This window comes from Bacillus sp. TH19, from assembly GCF_016651075.1.
In the GTDB taxonomy this organism is placed as follows: Bacteria; Bacillota; Bacilli; order Bacillales; family Bacillaceae_G; genus Bacillus_A; species Bacillus_A mycoides.
The window spans coordinates 1,766,095-1,791,766 of the sequence record NZ_JAEKEO010000010.1 but is presented as its reverse complement, the minus strand read 5'-3'; the positions used below and the strand labels follow the sequence as shown (position 1 = coordinate 1,791,766).

Here is a 25,672-nt window from a genome sequence, read left to right as displayed (position 1 = left end):
AGAGCTTCACCCGTACCCTATGTTGTAATCTTAAACCCTCACAATAAAAAAACAAACCACGTATACCTTATTAAACTACTTCTTTTTCTTCCACTACCGGCAACTCATAAGCTGTTTTATATTTCATCATGCCATATACAATGTTTACAAGCCTTCTCATAATACATACCAATGCTTGTCCTTTTGTTTTTCCTTCTTTTAATTTCTTTTGGTAGTACGCATGAAACACTGGATTCCGTGGCTTCTTACTTCCTTTTGCTACTTGCACTTGCTGTACTGCTAAATTATAAAATAAAGCATGTAGCGCCCTTTTTCCTTGTTTGCTTTTATGTGTCTTACCTTTCCCACCAGAACCAAAGTAAACAGGCGCAATCCCCGCAAATCGTGCTAATTTATTGGCATTTAGAACTCGTCTTATATCTCCTATCTCAGCTATTAATGCTGATGCCGTCACAAGTTCTATTCCCGGCATCGTCTCTAATTGATAATCTAGTAGATTTACTAGCTGTTTTAATTCTCTTTCGATGTATTTCATTTCTTTCTTTTTAAACTCAATCTCCCGTACAATACTTCTTACTAAAAAGTCTCGTGTGTCTTGATATTCCTTCATTGTATGTCCATCTTCTTTTACAAGTTTTAATATGTCGCTTGCTTTCTTTACTGAACATGTATTGTTGCTAACATCTAATAAAAAAGCTGTTAATTGCTTTATATTCGTCCCCTCTAAACAAGAGGGTGACGGATATTGCTCCCAAAATGCTAATGCTGTTTTTCCATCTAACTCTGAGAAAAACTTTTTATAACTTGGATAATGGTGGTTTAATTGAATATGTAATTGGTTCTTTAACGCACTTTGTGCTTTTACTAATGCATTCCTTCTTGACACTAGTTGTTGTATCGACCAAAATAAATCGTTTGGCTTTACATCTGGTAATTGATTTAACTTATTTATTAGTATACGGGCTACGCATTCCGCATCCCAACTATCATTTTTTTGTATCATCACTTGGCTCTTTCGTTCTAAAAATGATAAAGCTGGATTTACTTCTTTCACTACTTGTTCATGATCTACTAAATATTTCGCTAATGCTCTTCCATAACCGCCAACATCCTCTAAACCAAATACAACTGATAAACCATCACTCACATATGTCTCTACTTCTAATAAAAACTTCGAAAATGCAGATGGTTTATTCTCAAATTGTATTTCTCCTAATTTCTCTTGCCAACAATTAATAATAACAGCCGTATGATGCTCCTTATGTAAATCTACTCCTACATACAAATAGTTCTGTCTATTATGCATAACTCATCCCTCTATTCAATGATTTAGTCATATATAAAAATGTCGGCAACCTTAGTTCGAGCGTTCATCTTCCGATGCGCATAGGTACGCAAGCCTATCCATTTTCATAATTTCATAAGTACATATAGTAAAATGAGTGATTTTTTTAAGTACGACTATTATATAATTGCCGGATGTTTCCCAATTGTTTGTATTTGCCCGTATGTATATACCCCTCGATAAAAGTTCTCTCGGTCTAACATACGTTTCACTTGCACTTTCGTAAACAACTTTCCTTTCTCAGTACAATACCCTTCCCTATTTAGTCGTTCTGCCAATTGAGTTAGCGACCAATGTTTAAAAAAGTGTCTTAATTCAAATAGTCTACGTACAACTATCGCTTTCTCCGCATCTACCTCTAACACTTTTTGTCCTTTCTTTACTCTATAACCAAACATCACACCGCCCCCCGCATATCCACCTTGTTCTGCTTTTTTCTTTCTGCCTCTACTTAGCTTTAATGCAATCTCAAGACGTTGATATTGATCTAATAGCTCTAACATACCATTTACTAAAAAGTCATTTGGGTCATGCGTGTATATACTATAATTTGGTTGTTCAATTGCTTTCACATCTACCTTGTGTTTCTTTAGCTCTCGTTGTATTAACACTTTTGCCATATCAGAGCGCCATAACCGAGATGTATTTAGTACAATAACTTTGCGCACTTGATGATATGCCATATCCGACAATAGCTCTTGTAGACCTTCACGTTCAACTGTTAATCCATCTTCATCTACTGTCGCTCCGCTGATTCCTTTATCTTCGTATATGTGAAGCAGTTGTAGTTTATTTTCGATGCAGTACCGTTCAATTTCTTCTACTTGATACGTTAGGCTATACCCTTCACGCACTTGTCCTTCCGTTGAAACTCGTACATAACCAACTACTTTCTCTCCCATATTGAGCACCTTCCCGTTACAGCAATTAAAGTCCCTGTAACGTTTACCCGTTTTTTGCGGATAACGTATGCATAACGTCCATCCGTTAAAACGTACTTTACGATGACTTCAAAAAATAACACAACCCTTTATTTTTTCCTCTACTATCGTCGTACACTGTACATAGCCACTACAGTCTATAAAACAACAATAAAAATTTAACACTTAATGCACTTATAAAATTATAGTGCTCTTTTAAATTTCTACGCTAAAACGCAAAAAAGCACTTGTTGCCTTTAATTGACAATCAAGTACTTTAAGTTCATATGTTTTTAAGTAGCATAAATTTGTAAGTTTTGTAGTAACAGTATGACACCTTTTATATGTCATGACAACTACTACGTTAAAACTTACGAGTTTGTACGAGCTCGTTAGTTTAATATACATTCCATGTGTTTATATTCATCGCCATGTAAAATGTCATCTCGCCTAAGCTCATACTTCCTTTTCTATTCTATCATTGCACATAGTACTCCATGATGGTACAACCATCATGGAGTACGTATTCTCAAACACCCTATTATTTTTTCTATCCACTTCACATGTACTTTATTTTCCATTCGTATATGTGCTAATGTATATTTAAACTTTAACACCACGAGCTTTTTCATTTTCTTATGTAAAGTATATATCGAGTAGTAAGTGTAGTTGCAATACTTATAAAGTCATTGTAACCAATCCCATGCACTTTTCTTTTTACTATAAGCTTTTAATTTTAACATAAAATTATAAAAACCTTGAGAGGCATATAGCCCATCAAGGTTTCAAATTAATATAAGATTAACGCTCTTCACTATTCAGCAGTTTATTCAAATTTCAATCAAAAAATTACTATTGTAAGTAACTAGTAGAAGTAATATAATCAAAATCCTCAAAAGAGTTAACTAGGTTCTCGTACTCAAAATTGTAAATTAAAATAACAGCGTTATATAACTTATTTACGTTAACATATCCTCTAATTTTAGGTAGTATAATTTCCTCATATGAACACCCCTCTAATAAAGCAGAGATATTATCACTCTTTTCTTCTAATACCGCTTTTTCAATAAAATCCTCATCTGTTTCATCCATATCAATATTGAAATCTACAAAAAATTTAGAAGGTACAGACTCTCCGTCTTCATCGTATGTTAAATTGACGTATTTCTCTAACTGGTTTTGTGTTTTAATATTACCTAACCATATTGAAACCATTCCTTGCTTTTCCATAAATAACACACCCCTATTTTAATCTTAATCCTTCTGGCAATGATGAAATTCCACCCTCTAATCTATAGTAAGCCCAATTATTAAGTCTTCTAATAAATGTGTTATAGTCATTTGATGTATCAATAATTGCCAATAATTCATTATGTGCTTTTGTAGAACCTAATCCTCCATGAACGCCTTTAGGATTTACAAATTTAACATCAGATATTGCTGTTCTTAAATCTTTAATTTTTTCAGCACTTATATCCCAAAACTTGAATTGTGGAGCCCTCGATACTAAATGCCATTCATGTAAACCACCAGGTTCTCTAAGCTGACGTTCAATTTTCTTTCTAATCTTTTTATCTTTCCATAATCCATCCAATTCTGCACTAGAAAGAGAATTAAAGAAATCATTAAATTTGCCACTTTTTGCAGTCGGGATATCTTCTGTAGTTAATTTAGATATATTCTCTATCTTACTACCTTCACCCGTACCCTTAACACCCTTCTCTCCAACACTTTTCATATACTGATAAGCATCTTTCAGAGAATGCTGTCCCATCTCTCGGACCATTCCTACTCCAGGCATGACGTAGGCTTTTCCTAAACCTGGGATCCATTTGTACTCCAGTAATGTTTTTACTGCGTACTGAATCTTTTCATTCCCCTGCAAGAAAGTTGTTTTTACGGTTGTGGCACCTTTGTTCCATAAGCTTCCGATTTTGTCGGCAAAGCCTTTTGCTGTGGAGGCTACAAAATTTACACCCTCTTTTACTTTGTGGGTGGCTGTTTTTATTCCATCGACCGCTGCTTTTCCAGCTTTTCCAGCCACCATCGTTATGCCTTCGCCTAGTCCTTTTCCTGCTTTTACAATTGTCTTCCCGAAGCTAGAGGCGACATACTTTATTCCTTTTCCAGCAAGACTCGCAACTTTTCCAACAGGAACAAAGTTTAGGAGTGTCCATCCTGCAGCGATGAGTCTTTCTTTTGTTGATAATTCTTTTCCTGTAATAGGGTCTTTACCAGTAACTGCACGAATTGCATCATTCACTCCGATGAATTCAGCTGCTCCTTCTATTCCCTTTTCCCACCATGATTTTTCATGTTTCTTTTCTTTTTTATGGGTTTCTTTCAATTTTTCATTTTGTTTCTTTTGATATTCTTCATCTGCTTGACGAAACTTTTGAGCAATACGCCGTAATTCTTTTTCTGTAACTTGTAAGTTACGTATGTAAGATTCCATGAGTCTCATTGATCTCATATATTCCCCATAAAAATGCTGACTCGTCGCTCCTTGCCATTGCATTTGAATACTAAACATGGATTGATTGAGATTTTGTTGTATATTCTGGCTGTGTGTTTGCATCTCTGATATGTTTTTGGCAATTTGTTCGAGTTGTTCAGGTTTGACTTTAATCTCCAAACCTTCTCCCACCTTCCTCTATTTTATACCAAAAAGAAATAGAACTGCATCAATTTTTACTTATTCTCTTTAGAGAAAACATCAAAAATACTGTTATCACAAATCGCTTCAATTTCTTCCTTTACAAATAATTTTTGAAATTTTGTTCGTGGGTTCAATATGACATTTGCCTCTAAATCTATCGTTTTCAATAATTCAACTGCATTCATAGAGACATACGGACATTCTTCTGGAATAACCATTTCTAGATGCTTTAAATCAGAATACAGTGGTAACATTAATCCTTCTTCCATTTCAAAATAATGAATTTGTAATTGTGTATTATTAGTAGAAATCAAATTCCCTTCTTCATCTACACTTGTATCCCCTTCGACAGAAGCAACAACGAATAAATTTGATTTCTGTAATATCTCATAAAAATGGCCTCTTTTTTCTTCGTTTTGTAAAGCTTCCACTAACGCCTCATCTAATGGACTAATTTCTAGTAAACTCATTAACTTTCACTCCTTATTTGGAATAAATTTCGCCATCTTACCTAGGGTAAGATGGCGAAATTTATTACTTTATTTTTTAGTAGCATTTTTTATCGCTTGTAGTCCATCATTTGCTTGGCTACGAACATCCTGCGGAACATGTTTATAATCTGCACGGCTTACAAATTCAAAATACTGATATGCAGTATTTAAATCATTTCCCTTTAATTTATTTTGCCCCACTTTAACCATTTCCTCTGCAATTTGTCTTATTTTCGCTTTACTTTGTTCATTTGCATATCCATTTTCAATAGCTGTATTTGCATAAGCTAATGCTGTTGCAATATCTTTCACATTTAAACTATTACCATATTTCGCGAACGATTGACTTGCTACATTGAAATCATTCAAGTAATCAATAGAATTTCTAATTACGTCTTGGAAGCCAAGTCCTTGCGCACCAGGCGTTGTATACATTAATCGGTATAAATTCATAGCTCTTGCAGGATCAGACACTTCAAATCCACGTGCTTTATTTAATAACTTATTAAAAATGTTACTCATATCTCCTGCGTCAGCTATACCACGTTCATAAGCTTGTCCATAATAATACAATGCATTCAATTGACTAGCTTCATCACTCTTACTATTTTCATAACTTGCTAAATTCAACAACTGAATACCTTCTAATTTCTTCGTTGCTTCCTTTATTTTCTCATTGAATCTTGTATCATCCACTATAGCTGGTGAAATATCTTTTAAATATACAATTAATTCAAGGGATGGTTGAACAGATTTTTTAACTTCACTTTGCCATCCAGAATTACCCTTTAAATTATTCCATTGCTCCATAGTTTGATTCCAAAGGAAGTTTGTATTTGTTTGTAATTTTTCAAATGCATGAGCATGTTTATTTTTATTACGAATAGAGTTCGCCATATATAATACAGCGTTATAATAATCTTTCTCTGCTAATGCCTGATCTGCCTTTACTTCTAACATTACAGGTAAAGATAACGATTTTGCCTCTTCTCTCTGCTCAGCAACTACATTTTTAACATTTAAGATAAAGTGATAATTTTGTAATGCCATTTCTGCAGATGTCTCTTCTGCTTTTGATTGTGTTAATAAGTTCTCAACTGCATTTTTCAATTGATCCTTCAATGTGTTTTGTTCTTCACCTTTTGTCTGATCAATGTATTGATCTGCTAGTACAATTGCTTCTTTCCACTTCGCTTCGTTCATATACGCTGTTACCTGTTCAATCGCCCATTGTCCAGGTGTTTTTACTTCATCTTGCTTTTTACCATCTTTATTATCTTTTTGTTCCTCATTCTTTTTATCTTCTTTATTATTTTGTACTTCTTCTTGTTTTGCATTTTCTTTATTCGTTTGGATTTCTTCTTGTTTTACCTCTTCTTTATTTGTTTTTGATTCTTCTGGCTTCGATTTTTCTTTATTCTCTTGTTTTTCTTCACCTTTTGAATTTTTAACTTCATTTTCAGTCGTTGGTTTTCCTGCTACATTTTTATCTTTTTCTTTTCCTTGATTTAAAACTGGCACAGTTGGAACTTCAACTTTTCCTTGTACCATTTGTTCCAATTCATTTTCAAGCATTTGATTAAAAATAGCTTGCACTCGATCGTAAGCCTGCTTTTGCAAGTCTTCATCTACGCCTTGTAATACGGAAGTTAATAAATAATATTTACTTAAAGCTGCATTTACATCTCGTTTTTCTTCATTAAGTGCAACTTTAAAAATATCTTTAGACAGCTTTTCTATAACATCTTGCTTATTTTTTTTAAAGTATTCAAATTCTTGGTCATTAAAAGCAGGCTCTTGATATAAAGTTAATTGATTTCGAATATAAAATAGTTGCTCATATTTTGAACTAGCTACTTTTTCAAATTGAGCGGAATCTTGTGCTGCTAACAATAATGCTGCTTTATTTGCTTCTGTTGGTGAAGAACTAACTTGAGAAATAAGCTGTAAATCATTACGATTCTCTATATTTTTCATACCATCAATTAGTTTCAAATGATTTTGTGCCTTATAAAACTCCCCAAAAAATACTGCACTAGATTTCTCTCCATTTGCTGTATACCATTCTACAAGAATATCACCCGTTTTTGGTGATACTGTAATTGTTGGGTATGTTGGTTCTGGATCTGGTTTTGGTTTTTCTGTTCCAGTTCCTCCTGTTCCGGTTCCTCCTGTTCCGGTTCCTCCTGTTCCAGTTCCTCCTGTTCCAGTTCCTCCTGTTCCAGTTCCTCCTGTTCCAGTTCCTCCTGTTCCGGTTCCTCCTGTTCCAGTTCCTCCTGTTCCAGTTCCTCCTGTTCCAGTTCCTCCTGTTCCAGTTCCTCCTGTTCCAGTTCGAATATCTAAAAAATCCGGACTTTCGGGTGTTCGCTCCCATAAGTTACTTTCTTGATTTTCAATTCTTTGCACACTTTTTAAAGGACTTGGATTTTGTGTAATTAAATACTTTGCTTGTTCAACCTTTAACGTATCTAATTCCACTCGGTGCTTTTGAATTTGCTCTAAGTATCTTGTTTGCAATTGTTCAACCAATTGACGGTGTTCTTTCTTTCTACGTAAATGCCCCATCGATGTAAATATATATGACCCTAACATAGGAATACTAGAAACCATCATTAGCGGCATATAGCTTGAATTCATTTTCATAACCTTCATCATCACAAAGTATAATACTAGAGTCAAAATTGTCATCGCCGCTGGCAATATCATCGTTTCAATTGAAAATTTCGGCTCCTCCGGTATATTCGGCGGATCATGAATAATAACATCCCCTGTGGGTATATCTACTTTCACACGCGGAGAGCGTTGAAAATATGGTGATTTTTGCACAAAACATTTCTCCTTCCCCATTCAAAAACTATTACTCAATGATTTTCCATACATAATCTTCTTCACTAGAAGATATATCTGGTTTAACAGGTTCATTATAAACTTCTTCTGCCGATAACATTTCAAAAGAAGGAATAATAGCCCCCTTTTTATATAGCATTACATATTGTCCATCCCAAACATCATTATCTCGCAAAGTTTCATCATTCCGAATAGAATGCCACTCTTCTTTATCTTTTGCCACTTTAATTTCATAGATACTGCTTAATGCTTCATCTATTTTTTCATGATGTAAAATCGCTTCAATAATTTGCACTACTTTTATATCATTAGGAATCGCAATATCTATTTCTTCATTTGATTGTTTTATGTACGTCACAATAATCTCTTCCACGTTTTATTCACCTTTTTCCATCGTGTTGTTACCAAGAAATATCTAAAAATGAAATATCATCGCTTGTCGGCGAGCACTGCGCCCTCTCGATTTCTGCTAAGACTTCCTCAAAATTATACTGCATAAGCGACATAAGCCCGTCTGAATGAATAACCATCCGATTAGCTTCTTCTCTGGATAATGTCTTTGAAAAAACCTCCAATTCGCCACCAATAATGCCACGATGTGTAGACCATCTTTTCTCTATATTTCTCTCAAACTTCACTACATTCGAACAATTCTTCTTATCTTGAAACAATTGTACAAATGAATCACCATGTACAACTATCGTTATTTGTACTTTGTCTTGATTTGGAATGAGCTCTATTTTCCCACCGATAAACATCGCTTCACTACCTTGTTTTCGCTTTTCTTCTAATACATCGCGAAGTAACCACGGTGTTTCTTCTGGCAATCGAAATGCACTCACTTCCTCTGAAGCTTCTTCTATCCAATTATTTAACTGTTCATCTAATAATGTAGGAATGTCCTGTCCACTTTCTTGACACGTTTCAAACAAGTTTAATAACTTCATACCAAGAAACTCTGCAGCAATTTCACCGTGGAAAGACATCCCTACACCATCACATAAAACAAATATGAAACTAGTTCCATTATCTTGAAATACTAAGAAGTCCTGTCCACTCTCATTTAAATCCTGCGTTTCTTTTGCTCTGACATAGCTATATCGATAAGTAAAATGTTTGCTTTTCTTTTCTTGCAATACCGTTTCTTTCTCTTGCGATAGGATATATTTCACCATACTTCTCCCTCCTATCGAACCGGCGTTGCAGCAGACATTTGAAATCCAAGTGATACTAAATCCACATTTGTACCAGGAAACATCATCACCGCACCATCTGCAATATGGAAACCATATTCAGTCATCATCTCACGATAGCTTTGAGGGATAGGCGATGAAAGTCTTTGCAACTTTGCTCCGTACTCATCCGTAATTTCTGTATTTGGCATAATACCTTGCCACTTCTTTATATTAGTAATTTGGTCTTGCATAATTTCATCTGAAATAAAAATATTTTCAATTAACACATTTCCATCAGGTACAGACATATCCATAATTCTTCGCACAATTAATTCTGGATCTTCACCAGTTGAAGCACCGTCTGTCATATGACAGACCACAGGAGCTGGCCCATCTTGTAAATTTGGTAATTCCATTTGCAATAACTTCTCCACTACAGAGAAAGCTTTTGCTGTATCAGTTAAGCGATGCGTTTGGATTTTTTCTAGTGGGCGCAGTCTTGCTACTTCGTCTATTGTTTTCACCCCACCCAATAGATCAAAAACATGATCGCTATAGGCTAAAATAGATAACTTATACCTTGGAAGCAGGCGACTACCTTTTGTTGAACGAAATACCATTTGGCGAATCGCTAAAGAAAGAGCATCCGTTACAATGTCAATTCTTCTTTTTTCTTCTCCGCCTGCATCCATCATTTGATTCATTGATGCGCTTACATCCAGAAGATAGATTATATAAGCTGGTGTTTGTTGTGTTGCTTGAGTTTGATATAACATGTTTCATACCCTTCCATACATTATTATGTGAACTATTTTTATATTCATATTTTATTATAACTTATGAATTTTCTATTTCTCAATTCATTATCAAATTTTCTTGATATAATTTACATATTTTCACACGAAAAAACCATTATCATTCCCTTTAACATATGTTGAAATGCACAAAACCCTTCTATATTATAGAAGGGTTTTAATGTTATGGTATAAGACGTGTACAATCCCTCGGAAAAGCACTCGCTTCTCTTACATTCGATAATTCTAATAGCTTATACACAACTCGTTCTAATCCAATTCCAAAACCACCATGTGGCGGACAACCGTATCGGAATGTATTTACATAAGATTGAAATTTATCTGGATGTAATCCTTTTTCTTTAAAAGATGCGAGCAACATTTCATGATTATGAATTCGCTGTGCACCTGACGTTATTTCTAATCCTTTATATAATAGATCAAATGAATCCGTTATGGCTTCGTTCTCCTTATTCGGCATTGTATACATCGGTCGCGATTCTTTCGGATAATGTGTAATAAAGACAAATTCACTATTATATGTTTCCTTCACATATTTCCCTAATAACTTTTCACCTTCTGTATCTAAATCCCCAATCTGCGATTCTTTCCGGTATTTATTTTTCAAAATATCTTGTGCTTCTAACAATGTGATTTTAGGAATTTCAGTAATGACAGGTACTTCTATTTGTAATAGTTGTAGTTCTTTCTCGCATGTTTCTCCTACTTGTTGAAACATATATCGTAAAACATCCGTTTCTAATTGCATCACTTCATAAAAATCATTTATAAATCCAAGCTCTACATCTAACGATATATATTCATTTAAATGTCGTGAAGAGTTATGATGTTCCGCCCGGTACACAGGAGCAATTTCAAAAACACGTTCGAGTCCTCCCGCTACCATCATTTGTTTATAAAACTGTGGTGATTGCGCTAAGTAAGCTTCTTTTTGGAAGTATGGAAGCTTAAAAACATTTGCTCCTCCTTCTGCCCCTTGCGAGACAATTTTCGGAGTAAATACACGTGTGAAATCGTTCTCTATTAGGAACTCACCAAAGCTTTGAACGAGTGTCGATTTCACTTTAAAAATCGCCGCGGTTCGCTCATGTCTTAAAGATAATACCCGCTCATTCAATAATTGATCTAAGCCAACTTGTAACTTCTTTTTATTTATTTCAAACGGAAGTGGTTCTGCACCATTTAATACTTTCACTTCATGAGCGAGTACTTCAACCCCTAATTCTGTTTTCGAAGTCTCTACAATTTCACCAACTACTTGAACGACACTTTCAACATCAACTTTGTATCCGGCTAACTCGTTTTCTAATACACATTGAATAACTCCCGTTCGGTCCCTTAATAATAAAAAACTAACATTCCCTAGATGACGAATCTTTTTTACCCATCCTTGTAGTAATACAACCTTCCCGCCATGTTCCGTACATTCTCGTGTGAGTGAACGCTTCATTATTTGATCCATTACATTTCCCTCCAATAGTTTTATTTTTATTTACATTATTGTTGTCATCGTCGTCATCCACGGTCACTCACCTCCTTTCAAAGAATACAAAAATCCGCCCCTATAAATAGGGACGGATTTTTCCGCGGTACCACCCAAATTGTCATAATGACCATCTTAGCCCTGATAACGGTAGGTACCGTTTGCTTTTACTAATTATCACGTTCAAAGCAACACTCACAGGTGTCTTTCCATCATGCGGTATCGCAATCTTCCCAGCAATCGATTGCTCTCTGTAGACACCTGCATCATGTACTTTTCCTAATCATCACTTTTTATATTTACAGAGTATTCTATCTCTTTATTTTATAAAACGCAAGCTTTTTTAAAATATATTCTGATTTTTCATATCCAATTTTGCACAATCTCCTCTAAAGCCATTCCACGAGAGCCTTTCAATAATACGACATCCTTTTTCGTTATAATTTTCAATACTTCCTCTGCTATCTTAGCTTTATTATTATATGACTGTACTTTTCCTGTATCATATTTCTTTCTTGCTTCTTCCGCCACTATTTCTGCCATCTCTCCATAAGTAAACACATATGAAATATTCTCTTGATTTAACATTTTACCAATTTCTCTATGATAAGTTTCAGCTTCCTTCCCTAACTCCAACATATCCCCAATGACAATGATTTTTTTCTCATAAGCATTTAACTTCTCTAACGTTTCAATTGCAGCCTTCATTGAAGATGGACTGGCATTCCATGCATCATTAATAATCGTAAAACCTGTTTTAGCAGTTAAAAATTGAAAACGCATATGAGTAATATTTATTTGCCTCAATGCATCCTGTATTTTTTCTGTAGGGACATTGTAAAATTGACCTACAGCGATTCCAACAATCGTATTTAAAATATTATGTTTTCCATGTAAGGGGACATCATACTGTATTTTTGAATCATTTAATTTAAAATGAACACCATATTCATCTAATTGCACGTTTGTTGGAAACAAATCATTTGTATCCTTTTCACCAAATGACTTACATTCTAGAACTAGTACATTATTTTTTCGAGAAAGTAATGTCTCATCACCATTATATAAGAGCAATCCTTCCTCTTTTAATCCGTCTATAATTTCTAATTTAGCCTTCGAAATCTCTTCTCTTGATCCAAGTGTTTCTAAGTGAGACTGTCCAATCATTGTAATTATCGCTACATCTGGCTGTGCTATTTGTGATAAATTTCGAATTTGTCCTTTCTCACTCATTCCCATTTCAAGTATTAAAAACTCTGTATCTCGTTTCATTTCTAAAATTGTTAACGGCAAACCGATTTGACTATTAAAATTGCCCTTTGTTTTATGCACACGATGAGTTGTACTTAAAATCGTGCTTATTATATCTTTTACCGTTGTCTTGCCATTACTACCAGTAATTCCGATTACTTTTACATCTAGCCCTTGTCGATAAAATTGTGCCAATTGTTGCAAAGCAAACAAAGTGTCATCTACAAATATAATTGGTATCCCTTTTGGCGGAGTACCGTAAGACTTTTTCCATAATGAAGCGACAGCTCCATTATCCATTGCTTCTTTCACATAACCATGTCCATCCTTCACCCTAATGATTGGAACGAATAAATTTCCTTCTTTAATGTTTTTGGAATCTATGCAGACACCATGTATTTTTATATGATGAAACGATTCTTGTAATCCTTCTCCATCTACTACCTCTTCAAGTTTTTTCAAATTCATTTGAATCAAAGTATCACCTTCTTCCATTTTATTACATAAAATCCGTTTCATTTACGCATATTAATAAAAATTTTGTAGCGAGGTGTTTATATGAAAAAAACAATTAGTTTCTTTCTCCTATTATTATGCTTAGTTGTAGTTAATGAAACATACGCCTATTCACCAAAATCTTTACCAATCTCTCAAAACTCTGATCAATGGCAAGTGAATATTGATGAACCGAAAAAAACAAGTGAAAATATGCTTCAAGCTAAAAAAGATAAATTTCAAACATATCAATTTTCGGTAAAGAATGTTGGAGAAAACGAAGTATATAACGTACAAGTTGAAGTCTTCCGCAATGAACCAAATATGAAAACAAAATACGAACTCTTTTCCCTAAAAGAAGGTCGTCTAGCAAGTGGAAAAACTGGATTTAGACATGCTAACTTCCCTGTTTCTACAAAATCAGATGAGGTTGACGTTATAATCACTTGGCAAGAACACCCTTTCCGCTCGATGCGAAACGGTCAAAAAGTCGAGTCTAGAAAATTTAAAGAGCATTTTGTTTTTAAAGACGCAAAAAAATAAATGGAATGCGTATAAATTCACACTATCATTGATATAGCTTAATTTACTAGTACCAGTTCTTAAGCAAATAAAAAAGTCGTGGCTTTTAAACGCCACGACTTTTTATATTAATTCGTACTAATTCCTCTCGCTGTCCAAATTCGATCGATTTCCGCGGCATGTTGTCCGCCGTATAAAAGAGCATCTGCTTGCTTAATCGCTTTCGCTCCATCACGGAATTTCGCATTTGGCGTTAATGACCAATGTGATTGTAAAATAATTTTTGTTGCTACATCACGTCCAAAAGATTGCGCCATTTCGTATTGACCTTGAGCCCAAATTTCCCCATCATTATGCACTTCATTCGTTATATCTTTCGGGTATACTTTATTCGTATCTAATCGGCGTAAGCACGTCGGATCTGAACTAGAATAAGCAGCCGCATCCCATTCTCCAATACATGCTTTCCCGTATCCTGTTGTCGATACTGCATCTTCATAAGTAGCACCTAAGAAGTCTCCAAATCCTTCTCCCATCGCTCCACCTTCTGGTGAACTTCCGAAGCCTGGCACTTGATTATCTTGAATAGAATGACCATATTCATGCGCAATAATGCCAGCATCTTCTGCATCATCTACTCCGCCAGTACCGAAAGTTAAAGCTTTCGTTGATGGAGAATAGAATGAATTATCGTCAGTTGTACCATTTACATTCACTTTAATCGAACGTTTATTAATATTTTGAAAGCCTAATCCTTGAATGTAACGCTGTAATGTATCAATATGATAATATGACATAACATCTTCAAAACTATCATTTGCACGTGTATAGTTAAATTGTAAGTTTGTAGATTTCGTCTTCGCTTTTGAAGAAATCGTAACATACTCACCAATTAAAAATCCTGTACCATCTAAACCTTTTAACGTAACAGTTTTCAATTGATTCGTTAATGCTGTTGAATCTGCATCATTATTATCTTTTAACCCTGCTAAACTTCCACTAGATACGACAGGGTTAGGTAAAAATACTTTTCCTGTTCCTTCTGCTTTTCGGTTTATATCAACTTTTTTAATTAACTTTCCATTTTCCGCATCAATGAATGTTTCCCATGCACCGAATGGATTATTAGAATGGACTACCACTTTATATACAGGAATAGCGACTCCCTCTTCAACAATATATCCGAATTCTTTTTCTGTAGGAGCCCATAAGTTTTGCTCACTTGCTTCTCCAACATACGCCATTGATTTTTGTATTGCATCTTTTTCACTAATTTTTGTCGTTACTTCCTTCACATCTTTGACAGATTGATAATCAGAAACTGCAAGTACTCCCTTTCCCTCTCCGTTAAGAGTAACTGTAATTTGTTTTGAAAATACAGGAGCACCATTAACTACTTGTTGGAACCTAACATATGAAGCTACTGACGTTTCTGTTGTAGAAATATATTGCAAGTCTGAGAGGTCTGTTTTCAATCCATACTGCGCAGCATTTTCTTTTAAATATTCAGTTGCTTTTTTCTGTGGCGAATAAGCTTCTAGCTTTACTTGTTGTTGTTTTTCCAACGCCGAAACCGTAGAAATCGTCCCCATTACTAACGGCACAGTCATTGCCATTGCCACCATTTTTTTGTTTAACATAAAACCACTCCCCCTAATAAATTGAACCCTTTACCCCATTCCTATAAGGCTATTACTGTCCACAAGTAACGAAATAAAGTGAATCTACGAGTAATTCTATACAAACAATTCTATTACCTTTACATTTTGGGTAAGTGAAATTTTCTCAATATTTATGTGTAAAACTAGAAAAATACTGTAGAAATATATTTCTTTTGTAAATTCCTTTACCTTATACTTTTTAAATTAATGTGTAAAAAAATAGGTTACTTTTTACCTAACGGTAGGTTGAAAATATTGTTAATGAATGATACGATTTATGTAACCTTTTTTAGGAGGATTTATTATGAGCAAAAGTGAAGAAACACTCTCTTCCATAGTGGAAGCAAGCTATCGACTGTTTGCTATGCGTGGTATTGCTAAAACGACCTATTCAATGATTGCTGAGGAAGTTGGTATCGCCAAGCCATCTATTTATTATTACTTTAAATCTAAAGATGCATTAATCGAAAGTATTTTTAATGAATTATGCGAAGCGATGCAGTTCTCCTCTTTCTTCCATACAGAAGAGTTTACGAAAGAGAATTTCATTGCGAAATGTATTGAAATTGGCTTTAAAATGATAGACGAACAACAGAAAGATCCTTATTTTAATCGTGTATTACAAGAATATGTATTACTATCTTCAAGAAACGATATGTACAAAGATCGATTACTAACTGTACAAACAGAATATTTAAACGGATTTGAATCACTCCTAACAAAAGCAAATGAACTTCAACTCATTCAAAATAAAAATCTAGTTTCAAAAGCTCATATGTTAGCATTAGTTCTTGATAATATTGGGAATTTTATGATGTTACATTTAGATATGGATTATAAACAAATATGGATTGAAGCTGTAAATAGCATTTTTGAAAGCAGGGATTGAAGTGAATACAAAAAAGCGCATTATCGGCTTAGATTTTGCTAGAGCGTGGGCAATGTTTGGAATGTTACTAGTTAATTTCATGGTGATAACAGGGGCGGAAGGAAATGGACCTCCTCTGTTAAAAACCTTTATAACACTTTTTGAAGGTAGAGCTTCTGCCTTGTTTGTTATACTTGCTGGGATTGGCATAACTTTAATGACTAAATCATCTGTTGCTAGCCAAGAGAAAATAAAAATCAATACCAGCCGAATATTGATTTGGAAACGATCACTATTCTTATTTATTTTAGGATTATTATTGTATGTAATGGAATGGACGGGTGATATTTTACACTACTACGGCGTTTACCTTTTCATCGCTGCATTACTAATTACTGTACGAAGAACTATACTAATATGGCTTTCTATCATTATTTTACTTGCTGCACAATATCTCCAACTTACTTTCAACGCCTTCGAAGGATGGGGAGGCACAATCCCATTTATAAACTATATAGACTTTTGGACCTTAACAGGTTTTCTTCGCAACTTATTTTTTAATGGCTATCACCCTATTTTCCCATGGTTTTCTTTCTTCTTAATTGGTATGATAATTGGTAGATTAGATCTTCATAATAAAAATATTAGAGAAAGATTACTCTTACTCAGTATTACAATCACAATACTGACAGAACTTTTATCAAAAGGACTTACACACTTCTTTATTCCATACATCGGCAAAGAGGCAGCTACATTTTTGTTTAACACAGGACCCATTTTGCCCAATATATTATACGTCGCATCCGCTACAGGATCTGCTATTGCTATATTAATAATTTGCCTCTACATTGCTGAAAAATATGAAAATAATTGGTTTGTTACTTCCATTATACAAACAGGACAATTAACATTAACGCATTATGTAAGTCATGTATTTATCGGTATTGGCGCATTGATTGTATTAAATCGTATGGAACATCAAACACTACTTTTCGTTTTATTATTTGCTACTGCATTTTTCATTTTCAGTATTTTATTTAGCGTATTATGGCGAAGGAACTTTTCTAGAGGACCTATCGAATGGATTATGCGGAAAATAACTGATTAATTTATCTTCATACAAAAAAGGAAGTTGGAATGATTCCATCTTCCTTTTTTCTTTAATTAGCCGCGTTTAATTTAATTCGGATCTTTGTCTCACCTAAAGAAAGTTCATCGTCCTCATTCGTTAAGTGACCAAATGTAAATTGCTTGACGAGTAAGTTTTCTTCCAGTAAATCTTTATGATTCGTTAACGTTTGCTGTAGTTCTTCTTCTGTATCAAGAATTACATCCACTCGTAAATTAACCGGTAAATTCAACTGCTTACGATATTCTTGAACTGCACGAATAAATTCACGTGCTACTCCTTCTTGTAACAATTCCTCAGTTACATTCGTATCTAACATGACCGTATATTGACCGTTAGTCGTATTTGAAAATCCTGATTTCGCAACTTTCTCTACTAATACATCTTCAGCTGTTACAACTACTTCTTCTCCTGGTGCTACTTCGTAAACTGCTCTTTCTGTAGATACAAAGTGTTGTACTTCTTCTTTTGATAATTGTTTTAGCCAGCCATTTACTGCATTCACACTTTTACCAAACTTCGGCCCAGCCGTTTTAAAATTCAGCTTTAATTGATAGGACGTGTATTTCGTTTCATCGAGTTCAACATGGAACGCTTTTACATTTAGCTCATCCATGATGATATCACGATAAGATTCCCAATCCATATCATTTTCATTATGCGCTAGTAATACAAGTTCCGCTAACGGCTGTTTTACTTTTAATGAATGTTGATTACGGTTACTTCTTCCAAGTTCAACAACTTGTAAAACAGCATCCATTTCTGCTTCTAACTCAGGCTGGATAAGTGATTCGTTTACAACCGGATAATCTGCTAAATGAACGCTTCTTCCTTCTAAATTCAGATGAATATCCTCAGCTACAAACGGTGTAAATGGTGCGATTAATTTACTAATTGTTACAAGCACTTCATGAAGCGTTTCATACGCAGCTGCTTTTTCAGGATTCATACCAGATTCCCAGAAACGATTACGTGATCGTCTTACGTACCAGTTACTGACTCCATCTACAAGCGCCGCGATTTCACGAGCTGCATTCGTAAATTGATAATCATCAAGTGCTGTTCTCACTTTTTTCGTTGTGCTATGCAATCTTGATAATACCCATTCATCTAATTTCGTACGTTTAACTTCATACTTTTCTTTCGGATTATACTCATCTAAATTTGCATATAAAACGTAGAAGCTATATACATTGACTAACGTATCTACAAATTTAGATTTTGCTTCCAGTACTGTTCTTTCAGAAAAACGCTTTGCATTCCACGGAGCACTGTCAACAAGTAGAGCCCATCTTAAAGCATCTGCACCAAACTGATTTACTAAATCAACTGGATCTAGTGCATTTCCTTTACTTTTAGACATTTTCTGTCCTTCCTCGTCTAGAACATGCCCTAGTGATAACACTCGTTTATATGGTACTTTCCCTGTATATAGCGCTGATACGGCTAATAAACTATAAAACCATCCGCGTGTTTGATCAATGCCTTCTGCAATAACATCTGCTGGAAACTGTTCTTCAAATAACTCTTTATTTTCAAATGGATAATGATATTGTGCAAACGGCATGGAACCACTATCAAACCAAACATCGATTACTTCTGGTGTGCGATTCATTGTACTTCCGCATTTTTCGCAGCAAACTTGCACTTCATCTACATACGGCTTATGCAATTCTAAATCTTCAGGTGCTTCTTTCGTACTATGCTTTCTTAATTCGGCAATGCTTTTCGGTGCAAATTGATGATCGCAGCTTTCACATTCCCATACGTTTAAAGGTGTTCCCCAATATCTATTCCGGCTAATATTCCAGTCCACCATGTTTTCTAAAAACTTACCAAACCGTCCATGCTTCATATGGTCTGGATACCACTTAACAGAATCATTATTTCGTAAAAATGTTTCTTTAATCTCAGTTGTTCGGATTAACCAGCTTTCTCCTGCATAATAAAGTAATGGTGAATCACAGCGCCAACAGTGCGGATAGCTATGCTCATATTTTTCTTTATGATATAGTAACCCTTCTTTCGCTAAATAACGAACGATATCAACGTCACATTCTTTTACAAACTTTCCTTTTAAGAACGGTACTGCTTCTGTATACTCACCTTTCTCATCTACAACATGTAAAAATGATAACCCTTCACTTTGAACGACTTTATAATCGTCCTCCCCATATGCTGGAGCGATATGAACGAGTCCTGTACCACTATCTGCTGTTACAAAATCTGCTGCAATTACGTGGTATCCATTTGTAACTTCCTTCATCGGAAACGGTGCTGTATAAGATGTGTTTACTAATTCTTCGCCTTTATGAACAGATAATACTTCATAGTTTTCTTTTAATACTTCTTGTACACGTTCTTTCGCAACAATGTATACATATCCTTCTTGTTTCGCTTTAACGTATTCCATATTTGGATGTACGGCAAGTGCAACATTCGCTGGAAGTGTCCACGGCGTTGTCGTCCATCCAAGGAAATATTCATTTTCACTATCTTTTACTTTAAACTTAACCGTTGCGCTTAAATCTTTCACTGTTTTATATCCTTGTGCAACTTCATGTGAACTAAGCGATGTTTGACAGCTTGGACAGTATGGAGAAACTCTATGTCCTTTATATAACAAACCTTTTTCATGAATCGTCCCTAAAATATTCCATACACTTTCGATATATGGATTCTCTAGAGTAACGTATGGATCATCCATATCTACCCAATATCCAATGCTCTCCGTAAATTCACGCCACTGCTTCTCATACGTGAATACACTCTCTTTACACTTTTGAATAAATGGCTCAATGCCGTACTCTTCAATCTCATGCTTACCTGAAATACCAAGTTGTTTTTCGACGCCTAATTCTACAGGTAATCCATGTGTATCCCAGCCAGCTTTTCTTAACACTTTATATCCAGCCATCGTTTTATATCTCGCTACTAAATCTTTAATTGCCCGACCAAGTGCATGGCCGACGTGTGGTAAACCGTTCGCCGTTGGTGGTCCTTCATAAAACACAAACGATTGTGCGCCTTCTCTATTCTGAATTGATTGTTCAAAAATGCCCTGTTCGTTCCACTGTTTACGAATACGTGTTTCTCTCCCTACAGCCCACTCTTTTACATCTACTTTCTTCATCTACAATCACTCCTTTGAATGTTTTAAAAGCACACAAAAAACCCGCCCCTATGAAGTAGGGACGGGTTTACCCGCGTTACCACCCTAATTCTATTAGCTTTTCACTAATAGCACTTAGCAACGTACTAACATACGCGTTCTTTGTAACGGTAGACATCCGTCCGAGCTTACTTTATTCAGCCACGGCTCCTCGGAGATGATTTTCAAATAACGTCTGCACACCGGCTTTCAGCAATACACCGGCTCTCTGGAGAACAGCTCACTATTTTACTCTTTCTCGTCTTCAGATTTGTATACTTTATTAAAAGTTATTTTATGCCATTAAACAATTAATTGTCAACTAATTCGAAATATATTTTTATTTATACCCTTTTTCTCTATTCTTATACAATTACTTTTCAAATTCTCGCAATCCTGCTAAATCTTCATCTTCCTCTGCAAGTTCAGCGAAAAATCCTGTTTCATCTTCACGAAGCACAATTTCAAGTTCATCTCTTGCCTCTTCATTTCTGTTTAATGTTGTTAAATAACAAGCATGATCGTATCTTGCTAACAAGTCAGTAGCATCAATTGCTAATATTTCACTTGTTATTTCTTCTGCCTTGGCCGTTTGCCCAGCTCTATGATACGAAGATGCTAAAGCAAGAAGAATTGCCGTTTCATTCGGATGATGCACAGAAGCACCTTCTAATAAATGAATCGCCTCTTCAAACCTCTCTTGACTTTGGTACATTTCCCCTAAAGCAAGGAATCCTCTACTTACAAATGGTGTTTTCTCAATTAATTGCAAGTAAATTTTTTCGGCTTTTCTTTCTTCGCCTAGCTTACATAATACACTCGCTTGTAAAAGAAGAGTATCATAATCATCCGGTAGCTCTCGAACCATTTGTTTCGTTAATTCCAAAGCATCTCGTAACATAGCTTCTTCCTCACACTCAATGAAAAGATTTACAAGTTGCTTCGCTACATCATAATCCCACTTATTTTCTAACGATGTTTGTAAAACCTCTATAGCTTCTTTATTCATCGCCGCATTCTCATAAAATATTGCGAAACGCTGCGCTGCCATACTATTTTTCGGATTTAACTTTAAGGAGATTTCAAATAAATCAATAATAACTGTAATCATTGAAATTTCCTTCGCACGATTTTTCATACGATAAAATGCTCTTGTAAATATAGATTTTTTCGGTTGCTCATTTTGTTGCCTTTCTACTAATCTTTCGGCAACCGCAGTAGCTGCATACATAAACGCTGTACTTCTTTCTGCTTTTTTCACCTTTAGCGTATGAAGTACGTCTCGTATTTGGGATAATTTTTTATGTTGTTCCATTGCTTTTACGTACACACCAAAAATACGTTCACTTTCCAAATCTTTATGCATTACTTTCAGCGCAACTTCGATTGCTTCTGCATTCTGCTTTTTAACTAGCAATTTCGCATAATGATATAGTACTTCCACATGCGCTTCATCTATTTTCATTGCGCATTCGATATATTCTTTTTCTTTATCTATGTCATTCATCGCGCCAAACACGTATGCAATCGCATCTAAACGCCATGTTTCAGGAACTTCTTCCTCCAATTTTTCTAGTTCAACTAGCAATTCTTCCTGAAGATTCATTTCTACTGAAAGCTGCGCTAAATATTCCATATTTATATGCATTGGTTCTTCTTTCATCGCCTGGACCATATGCTTTTGTTCTTTGGAACGATTCTCTTCTTTTTCGTATATTTCAGCAAGCTGCAAATGTACACCTAAGAAGTTCTTATCCATTTCTAAACATGTTTCATACGCATGCTTCGCTTCTTGAAATTGCCCTAACGCCATGAATGTTTCACCGATACGGAAATACGGCAATGAATCTTGTTTTTTCTTAAGTGCATCATTATACCGTTTTATCGCCTGATCATACTGTCCAATAGATTCATATAAAACACCTGCGTAACAACCGTATTCAATTACATCCTCTTTTTCTTTTTCTTTTTCTAACGTTCTTAAAAATGCTATGCCTCGTTGCACAAAAGCTGTGTCTTTTATTCGATTTACATACTCATCCAACACGCTCGCTATATTAGCGTATACGCTTCGTATACCGTTCTCTAATTTAGAAAGTGCAAGTTTTAACTCTTTTTCATCCTCACCTAATGCCATTTCAGCATCCCATAACACCATACCAGCATTCATAAGGAAATCTTGATTGTCTTCAAATTGCTTATTAATACTGACAATATAGTTTTTTGCATCCTTATATTGTTCCTTTGCCATATAAACTTGAATTAAACCGAAATGAGAATATACATCTTCATTATTTTCTTCTAAAGAACGCTTATATATAGTTTCCGCTTCTTCAATTTCATCATTTTGAAAATGAAAATCTCCTAAACGAACATATAAAGACGCCTGATCTTCACAATTTTGAATTCCTTGTAATAGAATTTCCTTCGTATTTTTCTCATCATCCAAATCCGATTCATAGATTTCCGAAAGCTTCGTATATAAATAGGCTGCTGTTTTATCTAATTGAATCGCCACTTTAAGTCCTTTTACCGCCAAATACACTTTCCCTAAATACTGAGCACATCTTGCACGTTCATACCATATGTGCGCTTCATATTTATATTCTTTTAATAAATCATTAAAGAATCCATATGCTTCTTCATATCGTTCTAAATCTATTAAAATTAAACCGTGATTTACAAGTGTAAACCTTTCTGGACTACGTTCTATAGCTGTTAGAGAATACTCTAGCCCCTTTTCGGATTGATCCATATACATGTATGATAATGCTAAGAAACTCCACGCAACTGGTTGATCTGCATCCAATTGTAATGATGAACGAAAACTAGCAATCGATTCTGCATAATTATCTTGCTCAAAAGAATAACGTCCATTTATAAAATGATACAACGCTTGATTGCTTTTCTTCTCCACACTTTGAAGCATCTGTCCTGCTTTTTCCATATCCTGCAGACGAATAAAACACTGTGCACTATGCAATTTCACAAAGTCAGAGCTCGGAAACTTTTTCATTAATTTTTCTATACAAAACTGAATAAAATCTTTATCTACTTCAGCATCTAAATGTTTAATCGTATATAACCAAGTGTTTGGATTTTCACTTGTTTCTTTTAAAAATAGTACTAACTTTTCAATTCCCTCTTTATCTTGCTCACCTAAATGATCTGTAAGAGAAAAGATTGTTTTATAATAAGTGTGTTCTTCCTCATTTAAAAATGAAAGTTGTTCCATTCTATCTTTTGGTATAAACGTAATAGCTAAACAATCTGTATAACGATATTTTTCTTGCAACTTATCATATTCCACAAGAATCGGTTCCAAGAAATTCGGATCTTGAATATAAAAAGCTTGCAGTACATCGTCATAACCAGAAAGCACTTGTACATGGGAAGCGTGCTCAATATCTATACTTAATAAAACGGGAATACCTTGATTGAGTAATCTCTTATAATTTTCCTCATTCCCTTGAAAATAACGATATTCGTAACCTTGCTCTTCTATATATGTAACTGTATCTGAAAACTTAGAACCTGTTACATCAAAAATATGTTGTGCAATTTCATCTTGCGTACGTTTTTCTCCCCATACCCCTAACATCATTTCCAAACTTGTCGGAACGCAATAGTTATCCTTTTGTACAACCGGAACTATCGGTAAACGAACCTTTTTTCCATCAGGATTTTTTTCTATATGATGATATAGAGAATTTTTCAAACTCTTTTCACTTTTCAATAGTGCTTGCAAATCGTGAATATTATTCATTTTATAAAATGCTTCTGCACGTAAATGTATAAAATAAGTTGTATATGCATGATGCGGAAGCATATGATTGATTTTATCTATTACCGCTAACATTTCTTCATAGCGCTCTAAATCTAATAAATATTTTACTTTTTCAAAATAGAAATATGGTACTTGAGGGAACTTTGCAATCGCATCATTAATGAGTTGTAACGCTCGCTGCTGTTCACCTTTATATGCATATAATTGCGCCAATAAGTACGTAGCTAACTCTTCACAATCTTTATGCTGCTGACCGAATAAAAGTTGTTCCTCTGCCTTCTCCCACTCACCAGTCTGTATATATAAGTAACCCCATTTATCAAAAACTGCACGCGTACTATATTTTTCCGCCTTTTGCATATAGGCATAGGCCTCTTCATTTCGCTTCATATCTAGCAAACATCTAACTAACGTAAAGTATGCTTTCGTTAAAACATCCGCATCAGTTTCCTCTTCATTTACCTTTTCCAAAGAAGCTTTTAACAATTGTTCAGCATCAAGGATTTTACGCTCATCAATTAATTCATCACAATATAAAGAGAGCGTTCTCATATTTGGGAATTTTTTATAAGTATAACGAATTAAAAAGGAGCTATATTGATGCATCAAACCTTCATCAGCAAGACGAATTAATGTATCAAACTCCTTAGGTGACGAGACGTTAGAAAGCCAGTTCTTCACGTATGATAACTTATTCGTTTCTTTTATATGCGCAATTTCATTATTTATCTCATGTAATCCATCTACGAATCTCTTTTCTTTCAAACAAATCTCTAATTGCTTAAAATCTAGCATGCATTCACCTCAAATTATTATTTATACTGCCATTTGCAAGCAGTATTCTAACCTACTTGCTTAGATTTTACACATCATATAGTATGCATTCAACTAAAACCTCATATAATGAACGATATTATTTAATATTATTCAAGTTTATAACTAAATATCTTAAAAACGATACTTTTTCTCGTTATTTTGTTTAATTTGATGAAATAACATGTATTATTCGAAGATGGGTTTTATCTTCTTTTTTGAGCCTTCATTCAGTGGATGAAATTATATTAACGATTTGA

General features: G+C 34.7%; 17 protein-coding genes and 2 other annotated features. Of the genes, 3 read left to right on the top strand and 14 right to left on the bottom strand.

The window, feature by feature from the left end; genetic code table 11:
* Positions 1 to 70: 70 nt before the first annotated feature.
* The 11 genes from JFU54_RS26815 to JFU54_RS26760 form a co-directional block, all read right to left on the bottom strand.
* Positions 71 to 1,306: an IS110 family RNA-guided transposase gene (locus tag JFU54_RS26815; protein ID WP_201067125.1), complete on the bottom strand. Its 1,236-nt coding sequence runs from the start codon at positions 1,304 to 1,306 to the stop codon at positions 71 to 73.
* Positions 1,307 to 1,464: 158 nt separating this feature from the next.
* On the bottom strand, positions 1,465 to 2,247 hold the full coding sequence (locus JFU54_RS26810; RefSeq protein ID WP_201067123.1) for a recombinase family protein: 783 nt from the start codon (positions 2,245 to 2,247) through the stop codon (positions 1,465 to 1,467).
* A gap of 870 nt (positions 2,248 to 3,117) precedes the next feature.
* Positions 3,118 to 3,495, bottom strand: coding sequence for an immunity 22 family protein (locus tag JFU54_RS26805; RefSeq protein WP_000414798.1), 378 nt, complete (start codon positions 3,493 to 3,495; stop codon positions 3,118 to 3,120).
* A 13-nt stretch (positions 3,496 to 3,508) separates the two neighbouring features.
* A complete protein-coding gene (locus tag JFU54_RS26800) occupies positions 3,509 to 4,900 on the bottom strand; it encodes a WXG100 family type VII secretion target (RefSeq protein ID WP_201067121.1) in 1,392 nt (463 codons plus the stop codon).
* A gap of 56 nt (positions 4,901 to 4,956) precedes the next feature.
* A complete protein-coding gene (locus tag JFU54_RS26795) occupies positions 4,957 to 5,394 on the bottom strand; it encodes an SseB family protein (RefSeq protein ID WP_193653019.1) in 438 nt (145 codons plus the stop codon).
* 69 nt (positions 5,395 to 5,463) lie between these two features.
* Positions 5,464 to 8,241, bottom strand: a complete 2,778-nt coding sequence (locus JFU54_RS26790; RefSeq protein WP_374100992.1) for a hypothetical protein — start codon at positions 8,239 to 8,241, stop codon at positions 5,464 to 5,466.
* 31 nt (positions 8,242 to 8,272) lie between these two features.
* Positions 8,273 to 8,635, bottom strand: a complete 363-nt coding sequence (locus JFU54_RS26780; protein WP_063219638.1) for a ubiquitin family protein — start codon at positions 8,633 to 8,635, stop codon at positions 8,273 to 8,275.
* 28 nt (positions 8,636 to 8,663) lie between these two features.
* A complete protein-coding gene (locus JFU54_RS26775; RefSeq protein ID WP_078185406.1) occupies positions 8,664 to 9,437 on the bottom strand; it encodes a PP2C family serine/threonine-protein phosphatase in 774 nt (257 codons plus the stop codon).
* 11 nt (positions 9,438 to 9,448) lie between these two features.
* Positions 9,449 to 10,213: a vWA domain-containing protein gene (locus JFU54_RS26770; protein WP_201067119.1), complete on the bottom strand. Its 765-nt coding sequence runs from the start codon at positions 10,211 to 10,213 to the stop codon at positions 9,449 to 9,451.
* 202 nt (positions 10,214 to 10,415) lie between these two features.
* Positions 10,416 to 11,714, bottom strand: coding sequence for an aspartate--tRNA(Asn) ligase (aspS, locus tag JFU54_RS26765; RefSeq protein ID WP_012260831.1), 1,299 nt, complete (start codon positions 11,712 to 11,714; stop codon positions 10,416 to 10,418).
* A 105-nt stretch (positions 11,715 to 11,819) separates the two neighbouring features.
* Positions 11,820 to 12,031 (bottom strand) — a binding site (T-box leader).
* A gap of 67 nt (positions 12,032 to 12,098) precedes the next feature.
* Entirely contained in the window at positions 12,099 to 13,481 is a 1,383-nt protein-coding gene (locus JFU54_RS26760; RefSeq protein WP_201067118.1) for a UDP-N-acetylmuramoyl-tripeptide--D-alanyl-D-alanine ligase, read from the bottom strand.
* Positions 13,482 to 13,544: 63 nt separating this feature from the next.
* On the opposite strand from JFU54_RS26760, the gene JFU54_RS26755 reads away from it, so the two are divergent.
* Positions 13,545 to 14,024: a hypothetical protein gene (locus tag JFU54_RS26755; RefSeq protein WP_002141587.1), complete on the top strand. Its 480-nt coding sequence runs from the start codon at positions 13,545 to 13,547 to the stop codon at positions 14,022 to 14,024.
* 107 nt (positions 14,025 to 14,131) lie between these two features.
* Here the strand turns inward: JFU54_RS26755 and JFU54_RS26750 are convergent, their stop codons facing one another.
* Positions 14,132 to 15,643, bottom strand: a complete 1,512-nt coding sequence (locus tag JFU54_RS26750; RefSeq protein WP_201067115.1) for a M36 family metallopeptidase — start codon at positions 15,641 to 15,643, stop codon at positions 14,132 to 14,134.
* Positions 15,644 to 15,968: 325 nt separating this feature from the next.
* Here JFU54_RS26750 and JFU54_RS26745 point away from each other — a divergent pair, with 325 nt between their 5' ends.
* Both JFU54_RS26745 and JFU54_RS26740 read left to right on the top strand, forming a co-directional pair.
* Positions 15,969 to 16,553, top strand: a complete 585-nt coding sequence (locus JFU54_RS26745) for a TetR/AcrR family transcriptional regulator (RefSeq protein ID WP_012260828.1) — start codon at positions 15,969 to 15,971, stop codon at positions 16,551 to 16,553.
* A gap of 1 nt (position 16,554) precedes the next feature.
* Positions 16,555 to 17,640, top strand: coding sequence for a DUF418 domain-containing protein (locus JFU54_RS26740; RefSeq protein ID WP_002189456.1), 1,086 nt, complete (start codon positions 16,555 to 16,557; stop codon positions 17,638 to 17,640).
* Between the two features lie 52 nt (positions 17,641 to 17,692).
* Here the strand turns inward: JFU54_RS26740 and ileS are convergent, their stop codons facing one another.
* Positions 17,693 to 20,794, bottom strand: a complete 3,102-nt coding sequence (gene ileS / locus JFU54_RS26735; protein ID WP_201067113.1) for an isoleucine--tRNA ligase — start codon at positions 20,792 to 20,794, stop codon at positions 17,693 to 17,695.
* A 54-nt stretch (positions 20,795 to 20,848) separates the two neighbouring features.
* Positions 20,849 to 21,087, bottom strand: a binding site (T-box leader).
* 98 nt (positions 21,088 to 21,185) lie between these two features.
* Positions 21,186 to 25,394, bottom strand: a complete 4,209-nt coding sequence (locus tag JFU54_RS26730) for a bacteriocin-processing peptidase family protein (protein WP_201067111.1) — start codon at positions 25,392 to 25,394, stop codon at positions 21,186 to 21,188.
* Between the last annotated feature and the right edge of the window lie 278 nt (positions 25,395 to 25,672).